Origin of the sequence: Pseudomonas sp. ACM7, assembly GCF_004136015.1 — a bacterium.
Lineage (GTDB): Bacteria > Pseudomonadota > Gammaproteobacteria > Pseudomonadales > Pseudomonadaceae > Aquipseudomonas > Aquipseudomonas frigoris.
The window spans coordinates 6,065,102-6,089,671 of the sequence record NZ_CP024866.1; the positions used below are offsets into that span (position 1 = coordinate 6,065,102).

Consider the following 24,570-nt stretch of genomic DNA (forward strand, 5'->3'; position numbering starts at 1 on the left):
TACCTGAACTCTTTTTGGAAGGCGTCCCGTCCTGCCAGCATTTGAGAGCCCTACTTCATCGTGACAGGTTTCGCAAATGCCACTGAACGTCAAAACCCGCCGCAAACGCGGTATCAGGATGGCTGTGACGCTACTGAGCGGATTACTCCCGGTGCTGTTGGGATTTGCCATTCTTTATATGCAAGCTGAGCGTGCGCTCAAGCAAAGCACTGAACAGACGGCCGAAGAAGCCATTCGCCAATTCGAATTGATGCTCGACAACACCGCCCAGGCCGCTCGGGAGCTTCTGCCGCTGGCCGGCCAAAACTGCAACGACGTCAAACTGGCCTTGCGCGAACAGGTCACCCGCCGGCCGTTCGTGCGCTCGACCAATCTGGTGTGGGACAACACCATTTACTGCAGCTCTTTGTTCGGTGAAGTTCAGGAAACGATCGGTTCCGGCGACTACAGTGAAGGCGCATTGTTGCTGATGAAGGGCAACCCGGTCACGCCTGATACCGCATTGCTTGTGTATCGGCTCAGCAAAGAAAAACAGGGCGCGATGAGCACCCTGGACGGGTATCACCTGAGTAACGTACTGCGGCTGATCGGTCGCAAGACATTGCTGCTACTCCAAGTGGGCCCCCATTGGTTGTCCGCCGATGGCAAATTCCATGAAGGTGTCCTGCCTGCCTTTGCGGTGGCGCAAACCCAATTGGCGTCCTCGCGTTACGCCTTTTCTGTGACGGCCGGGTTTCCCGAAGGCGAAACCTGGCGCTTCATGAGCAGTGAGTATCCGCCGCTGTTCAGCTTGCTGATCTTCTTCGGTGTGATTTCCGGATTGATCGGGCACTTTGTGCAAAAACGCTCGTCATCACCGAGCAATGAAATGCGGCGCGCCCTGGAGGCGGCGGAGTTCATTCCGTACTTTCAACCTGTAGTGCATGGCGATAACAAGAAGTGGTCCGGCGCCGAGGTGCTGATGCGATGGAATCATCCCAAGGAAGGTCTGGTGCGTCCGGAGCTGTTCATTCCGTTTGCCGAACACTCCGGACTGATCGTGCCGATGACCCGCTCATTGATGCAGCAGACCGCCGAATGGTTGGCGCCTGTTTCATCCTCTTTCGAGGGCGCTTTTCACATCGGCATCAACATTACCGCCAGCCACTGCAAGGACCTGGAACTGGTCGAGGATTGCCGTCAATTCCTAGCGGCCTTCGAACCGGGTGCCGTCAGCCTGGTGCTGGAACTCACCGAGCGCGAACTCATCGAACCCACGGCCATCACCCACCAACTGTTCGAGCAGCTTCACGCGCTGGGCGTGATGATCGCGATCGATGACTTCGGCACCGGTCACTCAAGCCTGGGTTACCTGCGTCAGTTCAATGTGGACTTTCTGAAAATCGACCAGAGTTTTGTCGCCATGATCGGCGTTGACGCCCTCTCACGGCATATTCTGGACACCATCATCGAACTCTCGGCCAAGCTCGATCTGGGTATCGTCGCCGAAGGCGTGGAAACCGTGGAGCAAAGTGATTATCTGACCGCCCACGGCGTGAACTTCTTGCAAGGTTATCTGTTCGGCCGGCCGATGCCCGGCGCGGACTTCATTAACGCATTAAGTCACCATTAACTAGCGACGCTAAGCGACGAGACAAGGAGATCGCGCACCCATTTGAATCAAAAGACTACTGTTGTTACATGAAGAAAAAGACAGGATTTACTCTTGGCCAATTAACTACTACAATTTTTCATGCCTGCGCTAGATTGGCAGGTGAGCCATTATCACCGAGTCGCTTCAAGGCTCTTGGCTTATAGCTTTGTTTGCGGTTGGTATCAGCCAAACACACTATTGGAGTAAAGATATTGTCCAGACTCGCTGAATTTCGTGCAGCTGAAAAGGCCCTTCAAGAGCAGCTCAAGCAGCTGGAAACCCTGAAGAATGATGCCGGGCTCAAGAAAGAAATCGAATTCGAAGAAAAGCTCCAGGGGCTGATGAAAACCTACGGCAAGAGCCTGCGCGACATCATCGCCATTCTCGATCCGAACCCGGCAAAATCCGGTCTGCAACAGCCGACGCCTAAAACCCGCCGCGCTCGCGTGGTCAAGGTTTATCAGAATCCGCACACCGGTGAACTGATTGAAACCAAGGGTGGCAACCACCGCGGCCTGAAAGCCTGGAAGGAACAATACGGTGCAGCTACCGTTGATTCCTGGCTGCGTGGCTAAGCACTCACGGTGACAAAAAAAGCCCTGCCAATGCAGGGCTTTTTCATGGACGCCTTCTAAATGCAACGATTAGCGTCGATCAACTCGCTACTTGCTGAATAACTTTGTGCTTAATCCGTTTGGGTATCTAAAAATTTCAGAATGCGCTGAAACCGGCAGCCATTGAAATCATTAACTAAAGTTTCAAGCTGTTACGGGCCGCGTCTATTTCATCCTGACTTGCCTTATAAACCTCAGCCTGCCCCGCGTAGGAAAGAACATAGGCCTTATCGGCATCCACGGCGGCAACCAATGTTTGAGAGAGCACATGCCTTCCGTTCTGCGTGATCGTGCAGGTTGTTTCCAGCGCTGATAAGCGGCTCAAGGTCGTCGGATGAATCTTGTTGCAGACACTTTGATAACCGCCTTGAAAGAAGTCCTTCTGCACCGACTTGCGCATCTCCAGCAATACGCCCTGCAGATTCACCTGATGACCACTTTCCACCTGAGTCATGGTCAACTCCATCACCATCACCGGCGTGCCACCCTGATCGTTTTTCACCGCACGCTGGCGGGAAACGTGGGTGTTGGCGTCATCTTGCGGGACGGCTTCGACTTCCCAGCCGTTGGGCCAGGTCATGACTGGCGCGTCTGCGTGAGCGCTGTTAACACCTGAAAGCACGCCGATCAGGACGAACATAGATTTACAGAAACGAATCATTGCAATGAACACTCACGGATTGAACCGTAAAGTCTGAGCCTCGCCCGCCTGTCAGGCAATAGCCGACGCTTTGGGTTTGGTGATGTCAGAGCCCTTGCGTATCATTGTCGCCATTCGTTAGCCCCACTTATTTTCCGGAGGGCCCATGAGCCTGCACGAATTGAACACCTTCCCAGGCGTGACTGCCCAACCTGACACCGCCACCCAGAAGTTCGTCTTCAACCACACCATGCTGCGGGTCAAGGACATCACCAAGTCCCTGGATTTCTACACGCGCATTTTGGGTTTCTCGCTGGTGGAAAAACGTGACTTCCCGGAAGCCGAGTTCAGCCTGTACTTCCTGGCGCTGGTCGATAAAAACCAGATCCCGGCCGACGCTGCTGCCCGCACTGAATGGATGAAGTCGATCCCCGGCATCCTCGAACTGACCCACAACCACGGCACCGAGAACGACGCGGATTTCGCTTACCACAACGGCAACACCGACCCGCGTGGTTTTGGCCACATCTGCATCTCGGTGCCGGATATCGTCGCTGCGTGCGAGCGCTTCGAAGCGCTGGGCTGCGATTTCCAGAAGCGCCTGAATGATGGCCGCATGAAGAGCCTGGCCTTTATCAAAGACCCGGATGCGTACTGGGTTGAGATCATCCAACCTGCCCCACTTTAAGCCCCGCTGCAGATCCCCTGTGGGAGCGGGCTTGCTCGCGAATGCGGTGTGTCATTCAGCAGCGATATCGGCTGATGGTCCGCATTCGCGAGCAAGCCCGCTTCCACATTTGGAATGTGCACGACACAAAAAAACCCATGATCACTCATGGGTTTTTTGTGTTTTCAGCGTCGGGTTTTATGCCGGGGCCGAGGTCCGGATCAAGTGATCGAATGCGCTCAAGGAAGCCTTGGCGCCCTCGCCCACCGCAATCACGATCTGCTTGTACGGCACGGTGGTCACGTCACCGGCAGCGAACACGCCCGGCATTGAAGTCTCACCGCGAGCATCGACGATGATCTCACCGCGAGGCGACAACTCGATGGTGCCTTTGAGCCAATCGGTGTTTGGCAGCAAGCCGATCTGCACGAAGATCCCTTCCAGCTCGACGGTAAGCAATTCATCCGACTGACGATCCTTGTAGCGCAGGCCGTTGACCTTCTGACCGTCGCCCAACACTTCAGTGGTTTGCGCACTGGTGATCACGGTGACGTTCGGCAGGCTGTGCAACTTGCGCTGCAAGACCGCATCGGCGCGCAGCTGCACGTCGAACTCCAGCAGTGTTACATGGGACACGATACCCGCCAGGTCGATGGCCGCTTCGACGCCGGAGTTACCGCCGCCAATCACCGCTACGCGCTTGCCTTTGAACAGCGGACCGTCGCAGTGCGGGCAGTACGCCACGCCTTTGTTGCGGTATTGCTGCTCACCCGGGACGTTCATTTCACGCCACCGCGCACCGGTCGCCAGGATCACGGTCTTGGCTTGCAGGGTCGCGCCGCTGGCGAAGTGGACTTCGTGCAACTTGCCGTTCTTGCCCGGCACTAACTTGTCGGCGCGTTGCAGGTTCATGATGTCGACGTCGTACTGCTTGACGTGTTCTTCCAGTGCTACAGCCAGTTTCGGCCCTTCGGTTTCCTGCACGGAGATGAAGTTCTCGATGGCCATGGTGTCGAGCACCTGCCCACCAAAACGTTCAGCCGCCACACCGGTACGAATGCCTTTACGGGCAGCGTATATCGCGGCCGAAGCACCGGCCGGGCCACCGCCGACGACCAGTACGTCAAAGGCTTCTTTGGCGCTGATCTTCTCGGCTTGACGCTCGATCCCGCTGGTGTCGATCTTGGCAAGGATTTCTTCAAGGCCCATACGACCCTGACCGAAGTTCACGCCGTTCAGGTAAATGCTTGGCACGGCCATGATCTGACGGTCATTGACTTCGGCCTGGAACAGCGCGCCGTCAATGGCAACGTGGTGGATGTTCGGGTTAAGCACGGCCATCAGGTTCAATGCCTGGACCACGTCCGGGCAGTTCTGGCAGGACAGCGAGAAGTAAGTCTCGAAGCTGAACTCGCCTTTGAGCGAACGGATCTGTTCGATCACTTCAACGCTGGCCTTCGAAGGGTGACCGCCGACTTGCAGCAGGGCCAGCACCAGGGATGTGAATTCGTGGCCCATCGGGATGCCGGCGAAACGCAGGCTGATATCGGCACCCGGGCGGTTGATCGAGAACGATGGTTTACGTGCATCGTCACCGTTGTCGAGCAAGGTAATTTGGGTAGAAAGACTGGCAACGTTTTTCAGAAGAGCGAGCATTTCCTGGGATTTCGCACCGTCGTCGAGGGAAGCAATGATCTCGATCGGCTGGGTGACCCGTTCCAGGTATGACTTCAACTGGGCTTTAAGATTGGCGTCCAACATACGGGCGATTTCCATGCTTTTAATAGGGAGTGAATTCGAAAAAAAACGCCCGAGCGAATCTCGCCCGGGCGTTTTTGAGGGCGGTTGCAGCTTACTTAGGTGCGGAAACCCGCCCTGATGATGCGATCCACAGACTTAGATCTTGCCGACCAGGTCCAGGGACGGAGCCAGAGTGGCCTCGCCTTCTTTCCACTTGGCTGGGCAAACCTGGCCTGGGTGAGCAGCGACGTACTGAGCAGCCTTGATTTTGCGCAGCAGCTCGGAAGCGTCACGACCCACACCGCCGTCGTTCAGTTCGACGATTTTGATCTGGCCTTCAGGGTTGATCACGAAGGTGCCACGGTCAGCCAGACCTGCTTCTTCGATCAGCACGTCGAAGTTGCGGGAGATGGCGTGAGTCGGGTCGCCGATCATGGTGTACTGGATTTTGCTGATGGCTGGCGAAGTGTTGTGCCAGGCAGCATGAGCAAAGTGGGTATCGGTGGAAACGCTGTAGATCTCGACGCCCAGCTTCTGGAACGCGTCGTAGTTGTCAGCCAGGTCTTCCAGTTCGGTCGGGCAAACGAAGGTGAAGTCAGCTGGGTAGAAGAACACGACAGACCACTTGCCTTTCAGGTCAGCGTCCGACACTTTTACGAAGTCGCCATTTTTAAAGGCGTCAGCTTTGAACGGTTTAACTTGGCTGTTGATGATAGGCATCGATGACTCTCCGTCAGGGTTGAAAAGTTGGGTTGAGAAGTTGATGGCGTGAATCCTACCGACGCGATTGCCGGATGGCTCATTGGCAAAGCTCATGCTGCTCATTGGTTTTCGCTATTAGCCGAACGTATTAATAGAAGAAAACTTACTTAGCAGCGCCAATGGTTTTTTCCGCGAGCGGTGTCATCCCGAGAAACGGGCTGGCTTCAACATAGCGCATGGCGGACTTCAAATCCTTCCAGCCCACGTAACTCATCAACGACTTCAAGTCCCACCCGCTCTGATGAGCCCAAGTGGCAAAGCCGCGCCGCAAGGAGTGACTGGTGTAGTGCTCGGCCGGGATGCCGGCACGTTCAAGCGCCTGGCGCAGTAACGGGATCACGCTGTTGGCGTGCAACCCCTCCTCGCTCAGGTGGCCCCAACGGTCGATGCCCCGGAATACCGGTCCACGGACCAGCGCGGCTTCGGTGATCCAGTCGATGTACGCCTGCACCGGGCACAGGCGCTGCAACGCTGGCGTCTGGTAAGTCTTGCCGAGGTTTTCGCGGTCACTCTTGGTTCGCGGCAAATAGAGCGTGATGCCTGAGCCGGCAGCCGCTTGCACGTGCTCGATCTGTAACCGGCACAACTCATCGCTACGAAAGCCGCGCCAGAAGCCCAACAGAATCAGCGCCCTGTCGCGCCTGGCCCGCAAAAGGGCAGGTTGATCGTGCTCAGATTTTGCGGTTTGCGCTTCTTGCTCCAACCAGGCAACCACTTGCTCCAGATGCTGAAGCTGTAATGGCTCGGCCTGTTTTTCTTGAGCCGGGTGTAGCGCGCGAATGCCCTTGAAGACCTTGCGCACCACCGGCGCCTTGGTGGGGTCGGGAAATCCCTGACTGTTGTGCCATTGCGCCAGTGCTGACAAACGCAACTTCAAGGTATTGATCGACAGCACGCCCGCGTGAGCAACGAGGTAGCGCGCGACGCTGTCGCTGGTCGCTGGCAGGAAGCCGCCCCAACTGACTTCGAAATGCTCGATAGCCGCCCGGTAACTGCGACGGGTGTTGTCGCGGGTGGCGGCTTGCAGGTAACGATCCAGCTCAGTCATCGGCTCAACTCTCTAAAACGTACCGCTTTGGCGGGTGAAAACACGCCACAGGACTTATCACACGGGGTAATACCAGTATATCCCGCATGAATACCTATCGTATTTAAAGTTTTCCGTTTGCGTGGTACATTGTGTACTTTAGTGGCACGTACCACAGTACGAAATCGTAGGAGAACTCATGGCTCGTGGCGGTGTAAATAAAGCAGTGGTCCAGGCAGCACGCTTGGCAATTTTGGCTCGCGGCGAAAACCCAAGCATCGATGCGGTACGGATCGAAATGGGCAACACGGGCTCGAAAACTACGATTCATCGCTATTTGAAGGAGCTGGATGACGGCGCCGAGCGCGCCGAAGTACCGGCGGAACCCATCGATGATGAGCTGGCGGGACTGGTCTCACGACTAGCACAAAGACTCAAGGAACAGGCTCAGGAGCCCATCGATCAGGCCCGCGAGCAGTTCGATCAGCAAAAAAAACAGCTGGATACGCAGTTGCATGAAGCCCGACAAGCCAACACGCAATTGCAGCAGCAGTACGAGATTCAATGCCTGGCACTGACTCAAGAGTCCGAGGCCCTGCAAGAAACCCGCGCCATGCTGCAGACCGAACAAACCCGCAACGCCGGACTGAACCAGGCGCTGGCCGATTTCGAATTACGCTTGCAAGACAAGGATGAGCAGATCCGCTCATTGGAAGAAAAGCACCTGCACGCTCGCGATGCCCTGGAACATTATCGCAACGCCGTCAAAGAACAGCGCGAGCAGGAGCAACGTCGCCACGAAAGCCAGGTGCAGCAGATTCAGATGGAGTTGCGCCAGGCCCAGCAAAGCGCATCGGTGCGCCAGGATGAGATCACGCAACTGCACCGCGACAACGAGCGTTTGCTGACGGAGAACCGTGGCACCCTGAGAGAGTTGAGCCTACTGCAGGATCAACTCAAGCAAACCAACGCTCGACAGGATCAGCTACTGGAACAGGTGAACCGTATCGACAGCGAACGCACCCTCCTCCAGGAACGCTTGCGCGCTGCCCTGCTGGAAAGCCAGTCGTTGAAACAGAGCGTCGATGAGCAGTCGCAGATAAACAAAGCGCTGGAAATTGAGTTGCTCAAGACTCAGGCGAGCCTCGATGAGAGCGTGCGCCTGGCGGCCGTCATTGCGACAGCGCCAGACGCCTCAGAGCCCCAAAAGGACGATTAACCTGCGACCGGCGTACGCATGGTGACGAACTCTTCGGCGGCAGTCGGGTGCACGCCGATGGTCTCATCGAAATCGCGCTTGGTGGCACCCGCTTTCAAGGCGATCGCCAAGCCCTGCACAATTTCCCCAGCCTCCGGACCGACCATGTGGCAGCCCAGAACCTTGTCGGTCTTGGCGTCCACCACCAGTTTCATCAGGGTGCGCTCCTGGCATTCGGTCAGGGCCAGCTTCATGGGCCGGAAGCGGCTTTCGAAGATCACCACATCGTGACCGGCCTCCCGGGCCTCTTCCTCGGTGAAACCGACCGTGCCGATGTTCGGCAAGCTGAATACCGCGGTCGGGATCATCTTGTAATCGACCGGGCGATACTGCTCAGGCTTGAACAAACGTCGCGCCACGGCCATGCCTTCCGCCAACGCCACCGGCGTCAGCTGAACCCGACCGATCACATCGCCAAGCGCCAGGATCGACGGCTCAGCAGTCTGATACTGCTCGTCGACCTCGACGAAACCTTTCTTGTCGAGTTTGACGCCGGTGTTTTCCAGCCCAAGATTGTCGAGCATCGGACGTCGACCGGTGGCGTAGAACACACAATCCGCTTCAAGCTCACGGCCGTCCTTGAGGGTCACCTTCAGGCTGCCATCGGCCTGCTTGTCGATACGCTCGATGTCGGCGTTGAATTGCAGGTCCATGCCGCGCCTGGTCAGTTCTTCCTGCAAGTGTTTGCGCACCGCACCGTCGAAGCCGCGCAGGAACAGCTCACCGCGATACAGCAACGTGGTCTCGGCACCCAGACCGTGGAAGATCCCGGCGAATTCGACGGCGATGTAACCACCGCCTACCACCAGAACGCGCTTGGGCAGCTCTTTGAGGAAGAACGCCTGATTGGAACTGATTGCATGCTCATGCCCCGGAATTTCCGGAATCTGTGGCCATCCACCGGTAGCAATCAGGATGTTTTTGGCGGTGTAACGCTCGCCATTGATCTCGACCTGATGCGGATCAACGATTTTGGCGTGGCCTTCATGCAAGGTCACGCCACTATTAACCAGCAGGTTGCGATAGATACCGTTCAGGCGATTAATCTCGCGATCCTTGTTGGCGATCAGCGTTGCCCAATCGAACTTCGCTTCGCCCGGCGTCCAGCCAAAACCTTGCGACTGCTCGAAGTCTTCGGCGAAGTGTGCGCCGTAGACCAGCAGCTTCTTCGGCACACAGCCGACATTCACACAAGTGCCACCCAGGTAGCGGCTCTCGGCCACCGCCACTTTCGCGCCAAAACCGGCAGCAAAACGCGCAGCCCGCACACCGCCGGAACCGGCGCCAATCACATAAAGGTCAAAATCGTAGGCCATTTTCAATCTCCTCGGCAGTCCACAAGCATACCCGCAGACGTCCGCTGGGCAAGCGCTGCAATCGATATGGGGACGGAAAATGAAAAAGCCACCCGAAGGTGGCTTTTCAATACAAGTGGGTCAGAGGCTATTAGTAAGCCTTGCCAGTCTTGTAGAAGTTCTCGAAGCAGAAGTTGGTGGCTTCGATGTAGCCTTCAGCGCCACCGCAGTCAAAACGCTTGCCCTTGAACTTGTAGGCAATCACGCAACCGTTTTTCGCCTGCTTCATCAGGGCGTCGGTGATTTGAATCTCGCCGCCTTTGCCTGGCTCGGTTTGTTTGATCAGCTCGAAAATATCCGGCGTCAGGATGTAACGACCGATGATCGCCAGGTTGGACGGTGCGTCTTCCGGGGCTGGTTTTTCGACCATGTTGCGAACGCGGTACAAATCATCAGCGATCAGCTCGCCGGAGATCACGCCGTACTTGTTGGTTTCCTGCGGATCCACTTCCTGGATCGCTACGATGGTGCAGCGATACTGCTCGTACAGCTTGACCATTTGGGTCAGGACGCCGTCGCCTTCGAGGTTGACGCACAAGTCGTCCGCCAGCACTACCGCGAACGGTTCGTCGCCGATCAGCGGGCGGCCAGTCAGAATGGCGTGGCCCAGGCCTTTCATTTCGGTCTGGCGAGTGTAGGAGAACGAGCACTCGTCCAACAGTTTACGGATGCCGACCAGGTATTTTTCCTTGTCGGTGCCCTTGATCTGGTTTTCCAGCTCGTAGCTGATGTCGAAGTGGTCTTCCAGAGCCCGTTTGCCGCGACCGGTAACGATGGAAATTTCGGTCAACCCAGCGTCCAGTGCTTCTTCGACGCCGTACTGGATCAGTGGCTTGTTTACCACCGGCAGCATTTCTTTGGGCATGGCTTTAGTCGCTGGCAGGAAGCGAGTACCGTAACCGGCTGCTGGGAACAAGCATTTCTTGATCATAAAAGTCCTTGATAGGGCTGTGTGTACGAGTTTCGGCGCAGTCTAATCAGGCGGCGTGCACCTTACAATGCCCCGCACTGGCTAACCGATGCCATCATAGAGAAATATTCTCGCGGATAGTTCCCGAGATAGCTCCGCAGCCTTTATAGATAGCACAGACCATCAGATCTGCACGGCCGCGAATCGCATAACCCTACACCATCAGCACCGGTTGAGTGCATTTGGCGCTATCATTGCGCGATTGAACCAGCCAACGAGGCAGATAGATGTCGGAAGCAAAAAGTGTCAACGGGTTCCTGATCAATCAGGCGAAAGACGGCCAGTGGTGGGTAGACAGTGCCAGCGGCGAGAATATTGCCGGGCCTTTCCCGACTGAGGCGTTGGCGATCGAAGTGGCATCCGTATTGGAGCTCGAACACCCAGCCCCGAAGCGTCGCGGCAAGGACAAGTCCTGAGAAGCACCCGACTGGACCCAAGCCCTGCTCGCGCAGGGCTTTTTTGTGATTGCCTGCAACCAAGTGGCCATTCGCTATAACCTTTTGATGCCAGCGCTGTCACAGGCTCAGCCCCTTCATCCTGACGACGACAACGACATGAATAAATTTTTGCCACTGATCGCGGCACTGGCCCTGAGCGGCTGCGCCACTTCCGAAACGACCTACCTGAACAACGGCGAGCAAGGCCTGGCGATCGACTGCTCCGGGGAAGCCAATTCCTGGGCGACCTGCTACGAAAAAGCCGATGCCTCTTGCGCCGGCACCGGCTATCGGATCGTCGGTACCGACGGAACACCTTCGACCAAGGAAAGCGACAAGACGCTGGGTGTCGACGTCGGCAACTACAAGAACCGCAGCGTCGTGGTGGTCTGCAAGTAAGGCGCCCTGCCCTACATGTGAATTTCGGCGAACTTGATCCCGAGACCGCGCACCGTCTCGATCAAATCGTCGAGGCTACTGAAGGATTCGACTTCATCGTTTTCATCCACCAGAAAATAACTGCGCCCGGCGCTTTTTTTGAAAAACACGATCCATTCTCCCGAACTCGCCGGATTCTGAATCACGTGGGTGGCAGAGATGTGACCCTCTGCATGGCGCTCCCGTACCTGCTCTCGCTTCATGCTCGACTCCAGAAATGACAATGCCGCCAAAGCGTTGCTTTGGCGGCATCGGTGCTGACGGGCGACAGTCTATCAGCCGGAAATGCACGCGGTAGCGGCATTACGTACATCCATGGGGCGCAACGGCACGTTGGAGATGCGCTCATGCAACTTGATGCTGCTGCCGCCGGAGCGGTCTTCGATATCAAATACGGCGGCCGGGCCCGAGGAGAACTTCTGCGGCACGATGACTCGCATACCGTCCTTATGCGGTTCGACTTGCAGGGCTCCCCGGCTGCTGGCCAGTTTCTCGGTCAGGCATTGAGCGTACTCATGAGGCTTCTTGCCTGAAATCACGTTCATGGTGGGTAGCGTCTCATTGATCTCCGAGACACTCGCACAGCCACTCATCGCTATCGCCATAGGCAGGACCAGCACACCCCACTTCATACAACACCTCCGATAAAGACACTCCGACAGTACAAATGCTGTTTTTCTCCGAGGCTTGCTGCGTTTATCGCTCATAGAATTCCGTATAACTGTTTTTAATTGTCAAAGCGGACCCCGACGACCGGATAATAACCCGTTCGGGCTGATAAACTGCGCCAATCGCCCATGCTATCGTTTTGATTTTGTAGAAAAAGCCCTTCTGGAGGCGCCTCATGAAATTTATCCACCAGCGCGAGCACCTCAACGAAGACGACATCGTCGTCATTCAATGCTCCCAAACATGCAATATCCGCTTGATGAACGACGCCAATTTCCGCAGCTTCAAGAATGGCGGCCGCCACACTTACCATGGCGGTGCATTCGACACCTTCCCGGCCCGGATTACTGCACCGAGTACCGGTTTCTGGAACATCACCATCGACACGGTCAACCGCCGGCCGATCAGCGTAACTCACAAACCGACCCTGACTCACACCATCAAGATCATCCGCCGCTCCAGCACGAAACTGAGCTGAGTGACACCCAAACACGAAGACAAGCAGGTATGACCGTGGCCCAAACGACCAAGTACGTCATCAAATACAAACTCAATGGTGAGCGTCGCTTCGAATTTGCCCAGCTTGAAAACGGCACGGAAGAAGAAGCCAAGGCCGCGCTGGATGCTCTTCATGGTTCGAGCGAAGACGTCATCAGCGAAATATGCGTCAGCAAAGCGCTGTAAAGGGACCCGGAGCGACAACATGGACGTCTGCTCCCGCCTCTGGAATTCAACCGCAAGCGCCGGAGTGTTAACGAAGTCCCCGCTCCCTAGACTGGCCACCTCAACCTTTGGTTAAGGAGTCAGAACATGTCTACTACCTCGATTCGCTTCATCAGCGGCACTTCCAGCCTTGGCGTCTTGCTGCTCGCATTCAGCGCCGAGGGGTTGTGTGCGCTGCTGCTCGGCGATGACCAGGCCACGCTGGAACGCGATCTTTCGCAACGCCTCCCCGGCCAACAAGCACCGCAGCGTGATGAAAGCTTGATGCCTGCGCTGGAGCAAACCTTGCGCCACCTCGAAGACCCGCGTAGCACCCTTGATTTGCCGCTGGATCTGACAGGCAGCGTATTTCAACGACGAGTCTGGGATGCCCTGCGGCAAATACCGGTGGGTGAAACCGCCAGCTATCTGGATATCGCGCGACAACTGGGTCAACCCACGGCTTTTCGGGCGGTGGCCAATGCCTGCGGAGCAAACCCGCTGGCGGTTATCGTGCCGTGCCATCGAGTGCTGCGTCAGGATGGCAGCCTCGGCGGCTACCGTTGGGGGCTGGAGCGCAAACGGCAACTGCTGGATCGTGAGGCGCAGCGATGAGCGAGCACTCTCTCGATGGACTGGACTGGGTCATGCTCGAGCAGCAACTCGATCAGGATGGCTGCGCGATCATCCGGTCGCTGTTTAGCCACGAGACGTGCGATGAAATCAGCGCTCTGTATGCCAGTGCCGAACCGTTTCGCTCGCAAGTGATCATGGCTCGTCACGGCTTTGGCCGTGGCGAGTACAAATACTTCAAATACCCGTTGCCGGATGTCGTCGCCCGTTTGCGCAGTGCGCTCTACCCTCGCCTGGTGCCGATAGCCAATCGCTGGTACGAGCTCATGGACCTGCCGACGCGTTTCCCTGAAACCCATGAAGCGTTCCTCGAACGCTGCCATGCCGCCGGTCAGGAACGCCCGACGCCGTTGTTGCTGCAATATGGACCGCAGGACTACAACTGCTTGCATCAGGATCTGTACGGCGAACACGTCTTCCCACTGCAAGTGGCGATTCTGCTGTCAGAGCCCGACGACGATTTCACCGGTGGCGAGTTCGTACTGACGGAACAGCGCCCTCGAATGCAATCGCGACCCCAGGTCATTGGCCTGAAGAAAGGCGACGGGCTGATCTTTGCCGTCAACCAACGACCAGTCAAAGGCGTTCGTGGCTATTACCGAGTCACCCTGCGCCACGGCGTGAGTCGCCTGCACAGCGGAAAACGGCATACCCTTGGAATCATCTTTCACGATGCGTTATGACCCCATGAACCCAATCACCTTCGACTTGTTTGCCGACGCGGAACCCGAGCAGCAAACCAGGCTCGATCGGATCGGCGAACAGTCCTGCGTCCTCAGAGGCTTTGCCCTGCCCTGGCTGGATCAGTTGCTGCCCGCACTGGACGCAGTTCTGGCGGCGGCACCGTTTCGGCAGATGATCACGCCCGGGGGCTTTACCATGTCGGTCGCCTTGAGCAGTTGCGGGGCGCTGGGCTGGACCACCGACCGCAGCGGCTATCGCTATACCCGCCATGATCCGCTGACCGGAGAACCCTGGCCAAAAATGCCCGAGGTGTTTCTCGAGTTGGCACAAGCGGCGGCGCGGGAAGCGGGGTTTGCGGACTTCATGCCTGATTCCTGCCTGATCAACCGTTATGTTCCCGGAGCCAAGATGTCGTTGCACCAGGACAAAGACGAAGTTTCCTACGCCGCGCCCATTGTTTCAGTGTCCCTGGGATTGCCGGCAATGTTCCTGTTCGGCGGTTTCGAACGCAGCGATAAAAGCCAACGAGTGCCGCTGTTGCATGGCGACATCGTGGTCTGGGGTGGCGTGGATCGCTTGCGGTATCACGGCGTCTTGCCGATCAAGGACGGCCAACACCCGCGACTGGGCGAACAACGGATCAACTTCACCTTTCGTACCGCCGGATGAAGCCTTCGAATTCGACCGCAAGACCCGGGGTGCAGCGACCCCGTCGGCTGGTTAATCTGCATGAAACGGATCAACGGACATGAAGCCATGACAAGCCATTCGACAACGATCACCACCGAGAACGACCCTCGCTGGGCCGCCGTCGTCGCGCGTGATCCCCGGGCAGACGGACAGTTTGTGTATGCGGTGAAAACCACCGGCATTTACTGCCGTCCCAGCAGCCTGGCGCGTTTGCCGAAACCGCAGAATGTCGAGTTCTTCGACACTGCCGAACAGGCCCAGGCGGCGGGTTATCGCCCCAGTAAACGCGCCGCGAAAGATCAAAGCGACGTCGCCGCACAACATGCCGCGACGGTGGCCGCCGCTTGCCGCCAGATCGAAACCGCGGAGAATCTGCCTGTTCTGAGCGAGCTGGCTTCTGCTGCGGGCCTGAGTAGCTTTCACTTCCATCGGGTGTTCAAAGCGGTGACCGGTCTGACGCCCAAGGGCTACGCCGCGGCCCATCGTTCACGCAGGGTTCGTGAGCGTCTCGCGGACGGAGACTCGGTGACCGACGCGCTGTATGACGCCGGTTTCAACTCCAACAGTCGTTTCTATGAAGCAGCCGATCAGCTATTGGGCATGAAACCCGGTGATTACCGCGCGGCCGGTCAGAACAACGACATTCGTTTTGCCGTCGGCCAGTGTTCCCTGGGGGCGATTCTGGTGGCGCAGAGTGAACGGGGTGTTTGCGCGATCTTGCTAGGCGATGACCCGCACCAACTGGTCTGCGATCTGCAGGACAAGTTTCGGCGTGCGAATCTGATTGGCGCCGATCACACGTTCGAGCAACTGATCGCCAAGGTTGTAGGTTTTATTGAAGCGCCGGCCCTGGGCCTGGACTTGCCGCTGGATGTTCGTGGCACCGCTTTTCAAGAACGGGTCTGGCAAGCCCTGCGGGAGATTCCCGTCGGTCGCACCGCCAGCTACGCCGATATCGCTCAGCGAATCGGCGCGCCAAAAGCGATGCGCGCCGTGGCTCAAGCCTGCGGCGCGAACAACCTGGCGGTGGCGATTCCGTGCCACCGCGTGGTGCGCAGCGACGGCAACCTTTCAGGCTATCGCTGGGGTGTGGAGCGCAAGCGTCAGTTGCTTGAGCGCGAAAACCCGTCTGAGTCCTGAATGCCGATATAGACCGACACTGAATCCAGGCTGGTATAAACCTCGAAGTCTGTGGCGAACGTGCGGCAAACCTGCGGGTTGTCCTTAAAGTAGGCCCAGATCAGGCCCCACGCCTGAATGACGCTGTCTGGCATCGCCCCTTTGGCGCTGAACACCAGGTATTCGCCTCCCTCCACCTGAACCTGCGGAAAGTCCTCGGAGGGCGCGGTGACCGCCACCCCCGCGGTCACATCGAAGTGGCCCGAAGCGTCGGACTCATAGTTGGAATAGACGCCGTACACAAAGGAATCCGGCTGCTTGTGGGCGATCTTGTCGAAGATTCCCTCAACGAAAAATTGTTCCCACATCGGGCCGATGCGCGCCGTGTCTGGTTGCTGCTCTGCGGCATTGCAGGTGCGCACTTGCAGGCCCGAGACGCTAAAGGGCCGCACTTCACGCTGTTTTACATCCATGGTCGATAGTCCTTGTCTCTGTCGTTTGTCTGTTTGATTGGCGGTGAGACAGTCAACGATTGACGTCGACCACCACCCGACCACGCAATTGGCCGGCGAGTAATCGCGGTGCAGCCTCGATCACTTCGCTCAAGCCGATTTCGTGGCTGATCAGCGGCAACAAGGTGAAGTCGAGATCCTTGGCCAGACGATTCCAGGCCAGTATCCGCTTGGCTTTGGGCTGAGTCACGCTGTTGATCCCGGCCAGGGTCACGCCGCGCAAAATGAACGGGGCGACTGAAGCCGGGAAGTCCATGCCTTGCGCCAGGCCACACGCGGCGACAGTGCCGTCGGCCTTGGTGCTGGCACAGGCGTTGGCCAATGTGTGGCTGCCGACCGAGTCGATGACCGCCGCCCAACGCTCCTTGGCCAAGGGTTTGCCCGGCTCGGACAGCGTGGCGCGGTCGATGATTTCGCTGGCGCCTAATTGCTTGAGGTAATCGTGCTCGGAGGTGCGGCCGGTAGACGCGACCACCCGATAGCCGAGCTTGCTCAGCAGTGCGATGGCGAAACTGCCTACACCGCCATTGGCGCCGGTGACCAACACGTCTCCCTGCTCGGGCGTCACGCCATTATGTTCCAGCGCCAGGATGCTCAGCATCGCCGTGTAACCGGCCGTGCCGATAGCCATCGCTTGCGCCGCGGTGAACGCCTTGGGCAGCGGAATCAGCCAGTCGCCGTTCAAGCGAGCCTTCTGCGCGAGTCCGCCCCAATGCCCTTCGCCAACACCCCAGCCGTTGAGTACGACTTGATCGCCGACCTTGTAGTCCGGATGCCCGCTGACTTCGACAGTACCTGCCAGATCGATCCCCGGCACCATCGGGAACTTTCGCACCACCGGGCTGCTGCCGGTGATCGCCAGACCATCCTTGAAGTTCAGCGTGCTGTACGCAACACGCACTGTCACATCGCCCTCGGGCAGTTGATCGTCATTGATCTCTTGCAGTGTGGCCCGGTAACCGCTGTCGTCTTTGTCGATCAAAATGCCTTGGAACATTGCTGCCTCCAGATGGAATCACTCAGTTGTCGTGCAGTTGAAATAACACACAGCAACATTTCACCGTACTCGACTTTAAGCCAAGAGTGGCACACGAACTGAAAACTCGACTGGCCTTATGTCAGTCATTGCTGATACAAAAACGGTCCTACCGTCCCTGCCCTGTTATGACGTCGGAGAACCCTTCAAATGAGCAAATGGCCAGACACCCGCATTCTTGACCTGCTTGGCATTGAGCTGCCGATCATCCAGGCGCCCATGGCCGGCGCGACCCATTCGGCCATGGTTATCGCAGCCAGTAATGCCGGCGGACTGGGCTCAATGCCGGCAGCCATGTTGAGCATCGATCAGTTGCGCGAGGAGCTGAAAACGATTCGTCAACACACTCAGCGTCCGATTAACGTCAACTACTTCTGCCATCAGACTCCCGCCGCCGATGAGCAACGCGCTCGAGACTGGAAGAATCTGCTGGAACCCTACTACCGGGAACTTGGCGTGGACTTCGACGCGCCGACGCCAGTGTCCAATCGAGCGCCGTTCGATAGCGCAGCCTGCGAAGTGATCGAAGAGTTTCGCCCCGAAGTCGTGAGTTATCACTTCGGACTGCCGGAAAAGTCCCTGCTGGATCGCGTGAAAGCCACTGGAGCGAAAGTACTTTCCTCGGCCACCACCGTCGAAGAGGCGATCTGGCTGGAGCAGCAGGGTTGTGACGCAATCATCGCCATGGGGTACGAAGCCGGTGGCCATCGGGGCATGTTTCTCAGTGATGATCTGAGCAGCCAGGTGGGCCTCTTTGCGCTGGTGCCGCAGATCGTCGATGCCGTGAAAGTGCCGGTGATTGCTGCCGGCGGGATTGCCGATGCACGAGGCGTCGCGGCGGCTTTCCTGTTAGGGGCTTCGGCGGTGCAAGTGGGCACGGCGTACTTGTTCACGCCAGAGGCCAAGGTCAGCGCGTCTCATCACAAGGCGTTGCGCACGGCCAAGGAAAGTGAAACTGCCGTCACTAACATTTTCACCGGACGCCCGGCGCGCGGAATTCTCAATCGGGTGATGCGCGAACTTGGGCCGATGAGCGCAAAAGCCCCGGCCTTCCCGCTGGCGGGTGGTGCGCTGATGCCGTTGCGGGCCAAGGGGGAAGCGGATTTCAGCAATCTCTGGGCGGGTCAGGCATTCACGCTGGGCGTTGAAATGACCACGGCTGAACTGACCCGGCGCCTGGCTGAGGAAGGATTGGCCAAGTTGTTGGGTCGGTAATGCACTCACCTGTAGCAGCTGCCGAAGGCTGCGTTCGGCCCGGTCCGCGCTCGGGCGAAGCAGTCGTAAATTCAGCTGCCACGATTAACCTGAAAGACCGCGGTATCTGGTTTCACGACCGCTTCGCAGTCGAACGCAGCCTTCGGCAGCTGCTACAGGGTTATGCGTGGCCTCAATAACGCGCATCCGACACATTCCGTTTGTAGGCATTTCGCTATATATTCCGCTATATAGCGTTTCACCCCCTCGTTGCACTTGCCTATAACGGAGCCGTTTCATGACCATTCGTGCCTCACGTTTTGCCCCCACCTGCCTGGCAACCCTGCTTGCAGTGTTCGCTTTCGGGTCCGCCCAGGCGGACGAAGTCCAGGTCGCCGTCGCCGCCAACTTCACTGCACCGATTCAGGCGATCGCCGCTGATTTCGAAAAAGATACCGGGCATAAACTGGTCACCTCCTATGGTGCCACCGGCCAGTTCTATACCCAGATCAAGAACGGCGCACCGTTCGAAGTGTTTCTCTCGGCGGACGACACCACCCCGCAAAAACTCGAAACCGAAGGCGACACGGTCAAGGGCTCGCGCTTCACCTACGCCATCGGCACCCTGGCGTTGTGGTCGGCCAAGGAAGGTTACGTCGATGCCAAGGGCAAAGTGTTGAGCGACAACCAGTATCAGCATCTGTCCATTGCCAACCCGAAAGCGGCGCCTTACGGTCTGGCCGCTACTCAGGTGCTGGCCAAGCTGGGCCTGACCGACAAGGTCAAAACCAAGATCGTTGAAGGCCAGAACATCACCCAGGCATACCAATTCGTCTCCACCGGCAATGCCGAACTGGGTTTTGTGGCCTTGTCGCAGATCTACAAAGACGGCAAAGTCACCGGCGGCTCGGCCTGGATCGTTCCAGCCGACATGCACGACCCGATCAAACAAGACGCGGTGATCCTCAACAAAGGCAAGGACAACCCGGCTGCCAAGGCGCTGGTTGACTACCTCAAAGGTCCGAAAGCCGCCGCAGTCATCAAATCCTACGGTTACCAACTCTAAATGACGCTATCGAGTGCCGACTTTTCCGCCATCTGGCTGACCCTGAAACTGGCGTCGCTGACGACGGTTATCCTGCTGGTCATCGGCACTCCGATTGCGTTATGGCTGTCGCGCACCCGCTCGTGGTTGCGCGGCCCGGTCGGGGCGATCGTCGCCCTGCCCCTGGTGCTGCCGCCGACGGTGATTGGCTTTTACCTGTTGCTGGCGCTCGGCCCTAACGGGTTTGTCGGCCACTTCACCCAATCACTGGGGCTCGGCACCCTCACTTTCAGTTTTGCAGGGTTAGTGATCGGCTCGGTGCTCTACTCGATGCCGTTCGTGGTCCAACCGCTGCAAAATGCTTTTTCCGCCATTGGCACTCGCCCATTGGAAGTGGCCGCGACCTTACGCGCCAATCCCTGGGACACATTTTTCAGCGTGATCCTGCCGCTGGCCCGCCCCGGTTTCATCACCGCTGCCATTCTCGGTTTCGCCCACACCGTCGGTGAGTTCGGCGTGGTGCTGATGATCGGCGGCAACATTCCCGACAAGACCCGCGTGGTCTCGGTGCAGATCTACGATCACGTCGAAGCCATGGAATACGCCCAGGCCCATTGGCTGGCCGGAGCGATGCTGGTGTTCTCCTTTATTGTGTTGCTGGCGCTTTACTCCAGCCGTAAAACCAAAGCGGGCTGGAGCTGATCGATGATCCATACGCGTCTGAAACTGAGGTATTCAGGGTTCGCCCTGGAAGTTGATCTGCAATTACCCGGCCGCGGCGTCACTGCCCTTTACGGTCATTCCGGTTCGGGCAAGACCACCTGTCTGCGTTGCATCGCCGGCCTGGAGAAGGCCGAGCAGGGTTTCATCCAGGTCAACGATGAAGTCTGGCAGGACAGCGACAAGAAGATTTTCGTACCGCCACATAAACGGGCATTGGGTTACGTCTTCCAGGAAGCCAGCCTGTTTCCCCATCTGTCGGTGCTGGCCAATCTGGAGTTCGGCCTCAAGCGCATTCCTCGCCCACAGCGACGGGTCGACATGGCACACGCGACCGAACTGCTCGGGATCGGCCATTTGCTGGATCGCCATCCGCAGCACCTTTCCGGTGGTGAACGGCAGCGGGTCGGCATCGCGCGCGCCCTGCTCACCAGCCCGAAACTGTTGTTGATGGACGAGCCGCTGGCGGCATTGGACAGCCAACGCAAAAACGAAATCCTGCCTTACCTGCAACGACTGCATGATGAGCTGGACATCCCGGTGCTGTACGTCAGCCACTCACAGGATGAAGTCGCGCGGTTGGCCGACCACATCGTCTTGCTGAGTGAAGGCAAAGCGCTGGCCAGCGGGGCTATTGGCGAAACGCTGGCCCGTCTCGACCTGCCCCTGGCGCTGGGCGACGACGCTGGCGTGGTGATCGAGGGGCACGTCAGTGCCCATGACGCCGACTACCAGTTGCTAACCCTGCAACTGCCCGACACGACCCTGAATATTCGGGTGGCTCACTCACCGATGACCCTGGGTCAGGCGCTGCGCTGCAAGGTTCAGGCACGGGATGTCAGCCTGAGCCTGCAAAGTGTCGAGCAAAGCAGCATCCTCAATCGCCTGCCGGTCACCGTGATCAGTGAAATGGGCGCGGACAACGCCGCCCACGTGCTGATCCGTCTGGACGCTGGCGGCACACCGCTGCTGGCGCGGATCACCCGCTACTCCCGAGACCAATTGGGCGTGCACCCCGGCCAGCAACTCTGGGCACAGATCAAGGCAGTAGCGGTTCTGGCATAAATCCGCTGGCACGACTGCAACGGCGTGCGGTCAATGGCTGTAACGGCCCCTGATCCGTCGCCAAGGACTACCGCCATGCCCGATATCGCGCTGCCCGATGCGCTGCCATCAGACCTGCATTACGTCGATGACACCCAGCCCGGCATCGCCCGCAAGAAACTGCGCGGCAAGTTCTGCTATTACGACCTTGCGGGTCAGCTCATCACCGATCAAGACGAGATCAAACGCATCAATGCCCTCGCCGTGCCCCCGGCCTACACCGATGTATGGATCTGTGCCGACCCGCGCGGCCATCTGCAAGCCACCGGCCGTGACGCCCGAGGTCGCAAGCAATACCGTTATCACCCACGCTGGCGAGAAGTGCGTGATGCCGACAAATACTCACGCTTACGGGACTTCGGGTTGGCGCTGCCGAAACTGCGCAAACAGCTTGAAGCACTGCTGGCAGCTCCCGGCTTCAGTCGCGACAAGGTCATGGCCACGGTCATCACCTTGCTCGACGCGACGCTGATCCGGGTCGGCAACACCCAGTATGCTCGGGACAACCGATCCTACGGCCTGACCACCCTGCGCAACCGTCACGTCGAGGTCAACGGCAACGCGATCCTGTTCCAGTTCCGTGGCAAGAGCGGTGTCGAGCACCAGATCACCGTGAAAGACCGACGCCTGGCGCGGATTATCAAACGCTGCCTGGAAATTCCCGGGCAGAACCTGTTTCAGTACCTGGATGAAAACGGTGAACGACACACCGTCAGTTCCTCCGATGTCAACGCCTACCTGCAAACCCTCACCGGCGCCGACTTCACAGCCAAGGACTACCGAACCTGGGCCGGCAGCGCATTGGCGTTGGCGGTTTTGCGCGAACTGCAGTGGGAGCCCGAGTCGGATGCCAAGCGGCATGTGGTGGAGATGGTCAAGAACGTTGCCAAACAACTGGGCAACACCCCGGCAGTCTGCCGCAAGTGCTACATCCACCCGGCGGTGCTCGATGGTTTTCTTTTGGGTGCGTTGGCTGAGCTGCCCAGACCACGAGCGCGCAAAGGGCTCAGGGCAGAGGAAGTCGGGCTGGCGGTGTTTTTGGAGATGCGGGGCAATGGCTGAGGCGACGAACTGACCTGTCTATTTTTTTGCATGATCGCCAATGGCTTCTATAGTTGATGTGAACCTGAATTAGCTGCGGTGAGCCATGGAAGACATTTTCGTTGTGAAGCGATGCAACAAGATCATCATCCATGGTCGCCGGGCCGGAGAACCCGATCATCCACCACCCGACGCCGCCGTCTGGTATCGCATCGCCGATACTCGAACCCGCGGCTTCATCGGTGACGGTTTCGATCGTGAAGAAGACGCCCTGCGTGAATGCTGGCAGCTTAATGCCAGGTCGCAAGTGACGGCCCGACAAGGCTGAGGTCACCTGCCATTTAGGGGTCTATACTGAAAAAGCTGAAGGAATAGCGACCCCATCGGCAGAAAGCTCGCTCCCCGCGGGCTTTTTGCTGCCAAATACAGGTTTCTTGAACGGAGGTGTTTGCCATGTCCGAAAAAGAGTCCATCACCACTTTGCTCACCCTGCTCGACTCCCGTCAGGCTCGCCTGGCAGCGGCGTGCAAGGAAATCGCCGACTGGGTCGATCATCAAGGCGGGCACCCGACGGCCCTTAGAATTCGTGATCGTCTGAACGACATCGAGAAGGACGCGCCACTGATTCGCAATACGCTGTCTTCGCTCAAACCTGTCGACCCGCCCCTGCCGCGGTTCAGATGATTCGATCTGGGCATCCTCAAGGACACGGCCTGATTCAGGACGCATGAACGGCGACCTTATCGTCACCGGGTGCGTCCTTGCCTGAGCGCTTCCTGCTACATCCCCAAACCAGCCTGGCGCTGGGCTTTTTTTTGGCTGCGCAGTCTGTTTCACACTGTATTCACAACTCACGCCCTACAGTGGACCCGACTCCTTTGAAGAATCCCCCTGGCCCGCCCGCATGCGGGCCTTTTTTTTGCCCATTAATCAGGCAACGAACGTCGCCGTACGCTGGAGGTCAAACCATTACACGCAACGAAGGAGACGTCTGATGGTTACTCACTTTAAAGTCGGCGGGCATCTGGCCTGCGGCCATAAAGGCAGCAAGCTCGTTTCAACCAGTGAACTGACCCGGGTGAAATGCAGAAGCTGCCGCAACACCGACGCGTTCAAGGATGCGCGCAAAGACCAACGCAACGCTGCACGCCGCGCCGCACGCAAAGCCAAAGTTACGCATACAGCCAATGACTGGCGCGCGGCTTGGGTCGAACGGCTCACCGCCATGGAAGGACTGCAACGATTGCCTCGTGGTTTCACCGGTCAGCCTTTCGTTTAGCTGACAGCATCGGCGGCTGAATCGAATTCACTCGATCCGGCCGCTGGCGCCATGATTTCCAGCAACGACATGCGCTTTTTCCGAAGCCGCTGATGAAATCGCCCGTGCGACAAAACGCGAAATCCGTTTCGCCGCAGTACCGTCGGAGGCTTATCGTCAGGCGTTGGCACAGGAAGAACTTCCCGCACAACTGATCGACCTGGTGCTGTATCTCTTCACCATCGTGCTTGATGGCCGCAATACACCGGTTGCCGATGGCGTACAGTGAGATAACGGGTGTGCGTTAGTTGGATGATACTTAAGGAAACTCTGAAAAAGACATCCAGATTTGGTGAAATACGCACCTCGCACAAACTGAGCGGTTGAACCCCGATGAAACAGATGTCCTTCGCCGATGCCGAATATGCCGGAAAACGTAAGCAGACCCGCCGCGAGCGCTTCCTGATCGAGATGGATCAGGTGGTGCCTTGGAAGGGCCTGATTGCCTTGATCGAGCCACACTATCCGAAGGGCGAAGGTGGCCGTCCGGCGTATCCGTTGATGGCTATGTTGCGGGTTCATCTAATGCAGAATTGGTTCGGCTACAGCGATCCGGCAATGG

General features: G+C 57.9%; 30 protein-coding genes and 2 pseudogenes. 22 read left to right on the plus strand and 10 right to left on the minus strand.

The genetic code is table 11. The features are described from left to right. Positions 1-76 precede the first annotated feature (76 nt). Positions 77-1,612 (plus strand): cyclic diguanylate phosphodiesterase, encoded by a 1,536-nt coding sequence (locus CUN63_RS28740; protein WP_129444502.1) that lies wholly within the window; start codon positions 77-79, stop codon positions 1,610-1,612. Positions 1,613-1,845: 233 nt separating this feature from the next. Further along, positions 1,846-2,208 (plus strand): histone-like nucleoid-structuring protein, MvaT/MvaU family, encoded by a 363-nt coding sequence (locus tag CUN63_RS28745; protein ID WP_129444504.1) that lies wholly within the window; start codon positions 1,846-1,848, stop codon positions 2,206-2,208. A gap of 175 nt (positions 2,209-2,383) precedes the next feature. Here CUN63_RS28745 and CUN63_RS28750 read toward each other — a convergent pair whose 3' ends face one another. Then, the gene (locus CUN63_RS28750) at positions 2,384-2,908 is read right to left on the minus strand and encodes a DUF4946 domain-containing protein (protein ID WP_129444506.1); all 525 of its coding nucleotides are present in this window, start codon (positions 2,906-2,908) and stop codon (positions 2,384-2,386) included. 145 nt (positions 2,909-3,053) lie between these two features. Between CUN63_RS28750 and gloA the strand changes: the two genes are divergently transcribed. After that, positions 3,054-3,575 (plus strand): lactoylglutathione lyase, encoded by a 522-nt coding sequence (gene gloA / locus CUN63_RS28755; protein ID WP_046054068.1) that lies wholly within the window; start codon positions 3,054-3,056, stop codon positions 3,573-3,575. 177 nt (positions 3,576-3,752) lie between these two features. On the opposite strand, the gene ahpF is transcribed toward gloA, so the two are convergent. The 3 genes from ahpF to CUN63_RS28770 all read right to left on the minus strand — a co-directional run bounded on the left by ahpF (position 3,753) and on the right by CUN63_RS28770 (position 7,104). Then, positions 3,753-5,315 carry an alkyl hydroperoxide reductase subunit F gene (ahpF, locus tag CUN63_RS28760; RefSeq protein ID WP_129444508.1) on the minus strand — a complete coding sequence of 521 codons (1,563 nt, stop codon included), beginning with the start codon at positions 5,313-5,315 and terminating at the stop codon, positions 3,753-3,755. Positions 5,316-5,450: 135 nt separating this feature from the next. Next, positions 5,451-6,014 carry an alkyl hydroperoxide reductase subunit C gene (gene ahpC, locus CUN63_RS28765; RefSeq protein WP_129444510.1) on the minus strand — a complete coding sequence of 188 codons (564 nt, stop codon included), beginning with the start codon at positions 6,012-6,014 and terminating at the stop codon, positions 5,451-5,453. A 145-nt stretch (positions 6,015-6,159) separates the two neighbouring features. Continuing rightward, positions 6,160-7,104, minus strand: coding sequence for a site-specific integrase (locus CUN63_RS28770; protein ID WP_129444512.1), 945 nt, complete (start codon positions 7,102-7,104; stop codon positions 6,160-6,162). A 178-nt stretch (positions 7,105-7,282) separates the two neighbouring features. Here CUN63_RS28770 and CUN63_RS28775 point away from each other — a divergent pair, with 178 nt between their 5' ends. Next, a complete protein-coding gene (locus tag CUN63_RS28775) occupies positions 7,283-8,302 on the plus strand; it encodes a DNA-binding protein (RefSeq protein WP_129444514.1) in 1,020 nt (339 codons plus the stop codon). On the opposite strand, the gene gorA is transcribed toward CUN63_RS28775, so the two are convergent. Both gorA and galU read right to left on the minus strand, forming a co-directional pair. Next, positions 8,299-9,657: a glutathione-disulfide reductase gene (gene gorA / locus CUN63_RS28780; protein WP_129444516.1), complete on the minus strand. Its 1,359-nt coding sequence runs from the start codon at positions 9,655-9,657 to the stop codon at positions 8,299-8,301. The two genes, CUN63_RS28775 and gorA, sit on opposite strands and share 4 nt — an antisense overlap. A gap of 130 nt (positions 9,658-9,787) precedes the next feature. Then, entirely contained in the window at positions 9,788-10,627 is an 840-nt protein-coding gene (gene galU, locus CUN63_RS28785) for a UTP--glucose-1-phosphate uridylyltransferase GalU (protein ID WP_129444518.1), read from the minus strand. Positions 10,628-10,893: 266 nt separating this feature from the next. Between galU and CUN63_RS28790 the strand changes: the two genes are divergently transcribed. Both CUN63_RS28790 and CUN63_RS28795 read left to right on the plus strand, forming a co-directional pair. Next, positions 10,894-11,082, plus strand: a complete 189-nt coding sequence (locus CUN63_RS28790) for a hypothetical protein (protein WP_129444520.1) — start codon at positions 10,894-10,896, stop codon at positions 11,080-11,082. A gap of 138 nt (positions 11,083-11,220) precedes the next feature. After that, positions 11,221-11,502, plus strand: coding sequence for a hypothetical protein (locus tag CUN63_RS28795; RefSeq protein WP_056740098.1), 282 nt, complete (start codon positions 11,221-11,223; stop codon positions 11,500-11,502). A gap of 11 nt (positions 11,503-11,513) precedes the next feature. Here the strand turns inward: CUN63_RS28795 and CUN63_RS28800 are convergent, their stop codons facing one another. Together CUN63_RS28800 and CUN63_RS28805 are read right to left on the minus strand one after the other, a co-directional pair. After that, positions 11,514-11,744: a hypothetical protein gene (locus tag CUN63_RS28800; RefSeq protein WP_129444522.1), complete on the minus strand. Its 231-nt coding sequence runs from the start codon at positions 11,742-11,744 to the stop codon at positions 11,514-11,516. 72 nt (positions 11,745-11,816) lie between these two features. After that, on the minus strand, positions 11,817-12,173 hold the full coding sequence (locus tag CUN63_RS28805; RefSeq protein ID WP_129444524.1) for a hypothetical protein: 357 nt from the start codon (positions 12,171-12,173) through the stop codon (positions 11,817-11,819). Positions 12,174-12,385: 212 nt separating this feature from the next. Here CUN63_RS28805 and CUN63_RS28810 point away from each other — a divergent pair, with 212 nt between their 5' ends. The 6 genes and pseudogenes from CUN63_RS28810 (at position 12,386) to ada (ending at position 16,059) form a co-directional block, all read left to right on the plus strand. Further along, positions 12,386-12,688: a DUF1883 domain-containing protein gene (locus CUN63_RS28810; RefSeq protein WP_129444526.1), complete on the plus strand. Its 303-nt coding sequence runs from the start codon at positions 12,386-12,388 to the stop codon at positions 12,686-12,688. A gap of 29 nt (positions 12,689-12,717) precedes the next feature. Beyond that, on the plus strand, positions 12,718-12,894 hold the full coding sequence (locus CUN63_RS31810; RefSeq protein ID WP_165353214.1) for a hypothetical protein: 177 nt from the start codon (positions 12,718-12,720) through the stop codon (positions 12,892-12,894). 342 nt (positions 12,895-13,236) lie between these two features. Then, a pseudogene (locus CUN63_RS32835) lies at positions 13,237-13,527 on the plus strand (methylated-DNA--[protein]-cysteine S-methyltransferase); the annotation flags it as partial. Next, positions 13,524-14,228, plus strand: a complete 705-nt coding sequence (locus CUN63_RS28820; RefSeq protein ID WP_129444530.1) for a 2OG-Fe(II) oxygenase — start codon at positions 13,524-13,526, stop codon at positions 14,226-14,228. The pseudogene CUN63_RS32835 and the gene CUN63_RS28820, both read left to right, overlap by 4 nt. Next, entirely contained in the window at positions 14,218-14,898 is a 681-nt protein-coding gene (gene alkB / locus CUN63_RS28825) for a DNA oxidative demethylase AlkB (RefSeq protein ID WP_129444532.1), read from the plus strand. Before CUN63_RS28820 ends, alkB begins: the two co-directional genes overlap by 11 nt. Positions 14,899-14,985: 87 nt before the next feature. Then, positions 14,986-16,059, plus strand: coding sequence for a bifunctional DNA-binding transcriptional regulator/O6-methylguanine-DNA methyltransferase Ada (gene ada / locus CUN63_RS28830; protein WP_129445182.1), 1,074 nt, complete (start codon positions 14,986-14,988; stop codon positions 16,057-16,059). On the opposite strand, the gene CUN63_RS28835 is transcribed toward ada, so the two are convergent. Together CUN63_RS28835 and CUN63_RS28840 are read right to left on the minus strand one after the other, a co-directional pair. Further along, positions 16,023-16,511: a GyrI-like domain-containing protein gene (locus tag CUN63_RS28835; protein ID WP_129444534.1), complete on the minus strand. Its 489-nt coding sequence runs from the start codon at positions 16,509-16,511 to the stop codon at positions 16,023-16,025. The genes ada and CUN63_RS28835 overlap by 37 nt on opposite strands. A 52-nt stretch (positions 16,512-16,563) precedes the next feature. Continuing rightward, positions 16,564-17,547, minus strand: a complete 984-nt coding sequence (locus tag CUN63_RS28840) for an MDR family oxidoreductase (protein ID WP_129444536.1) — start codon at positions 17,545-17,547, stop codon at positions 16,564-16,566. A 189-nt stretch (positions 17,548-17,736) separates the two neighbouring features. Between CUN63_RS28840 and CUN63_RS28845 the strand changes: the two genes are divergently transcribed. From CUN63_RS28845 to CUN63_RS28895, 10 genes and pseudogenes are all read left to right on the plus strand, one after another. Next, positions 17,737-18,801 carry a nitronate monooxygenase family protein gene (locus tag CUN63_RS28845; RefSeq protein ID WP_129444538.1) on the plus strand — a complete coding sequence of 355 codons (1,065 nt, stop codon included), beginning with the start codon at positions 17,737-17,739 and terminating at the stop codon, positions 18,799-18,801. Positions 18,802-19,078: 277 nt separating this feature from the next. Further along, positions 19,079-19,846, plus strand: a complete 768-nt coding sequence (modA, locus tag CUN63_RS28850) for a molybdate ABC transporter substrate-binding protein (protein WP_129444540.1) — start codon at positions 19,079-19,081, stop codon at positions 19,844-19,846. Beyond that, positions 19,847-20,527 (plus strand): molybdate ABC transporter permease subunit, encoded by a 681-nt coding sequence (gene modB / locus CUN63_RS28855; protein ID WP_074876958.1) that lies wholly within the window; start codon positions 19,847-19,849, stop codon positions 20,525-20,527. Between the two features lie 3 nt (positions 20,528-20,530). Further along, entirely contained in the window at positions 20,531-21,610 is a 1,080-nt protein-coding gene (gene modC, locus CUN63_RS28860) for a molybdenum ABC transporter ATP-binding protein (protein WP_129444542.1), read from the plus strand. A 75-nt stretch (positions 21,611-21,685) separates the two neighbouring features. Continuing rightward, positions 21,686-22,711, plus strand: a complete 1,026-nt coding sequence (locus CUN63_RS28865; protein WP_129444544.1) for a DNA topoisomerase IB — start codon at positions 21,686-21,688, stop codon at positions 22,709-22,711. An 85-nt stretch (positions 22,712-22,796) separates the two neighbouring features. Then, positions 22,797-23,018 carry a hypothetical protein gene (locus tag CUN63_RS28870; protein WP_129444546.1) on the plus strand — a complete coding sequence of 74 codons (222 nt, stop codon included), beginning with the start codon at positions 22,797-22,799 and terminating at the stop codon, positions 23,016-23,018. Positions 23,019-23,143: 125 nt separating this feature from the next. After that, positions 23,144-23,374 (plus strand): hypothetical protein, encoded by a 231-nt coding sequence (locus tag CUN63_RS28875; RefSeq protein WP_010460746.1) that lies wholly within the window; start codon positions 23,144-23,146, stop codon positions 23,372-23,374. 310 nt (positions 23,375-23,684) lie between these two features. Next, a complete protein-coding gene (locus CUN63_RS28880) occupies positions 23,685-23,969 on the plus strand; it encodes a hypothetical protein (protein WP_046047412.1) in 285 nt (94 codons plus the stop codon). A gap of 76 nt (positions 23,970-24,045) precedes the next feature. Continuing rightward, positions 24,046-24,234 (plus strand): annotated as a pseudogene (locus CUN63_RS28890) (NmrA family transcriptional regulator); the annotation flags it as partial. 107 nt (positions 24,235-24,341) lie between these two features. Next, positions 24,342-24,570 (plus strand): transposase (locus tag CUN63_RS28895; RefSeq protein WP_165353294.1); only part of this gene is annotated, 229 nt, incomplete at its 3' end.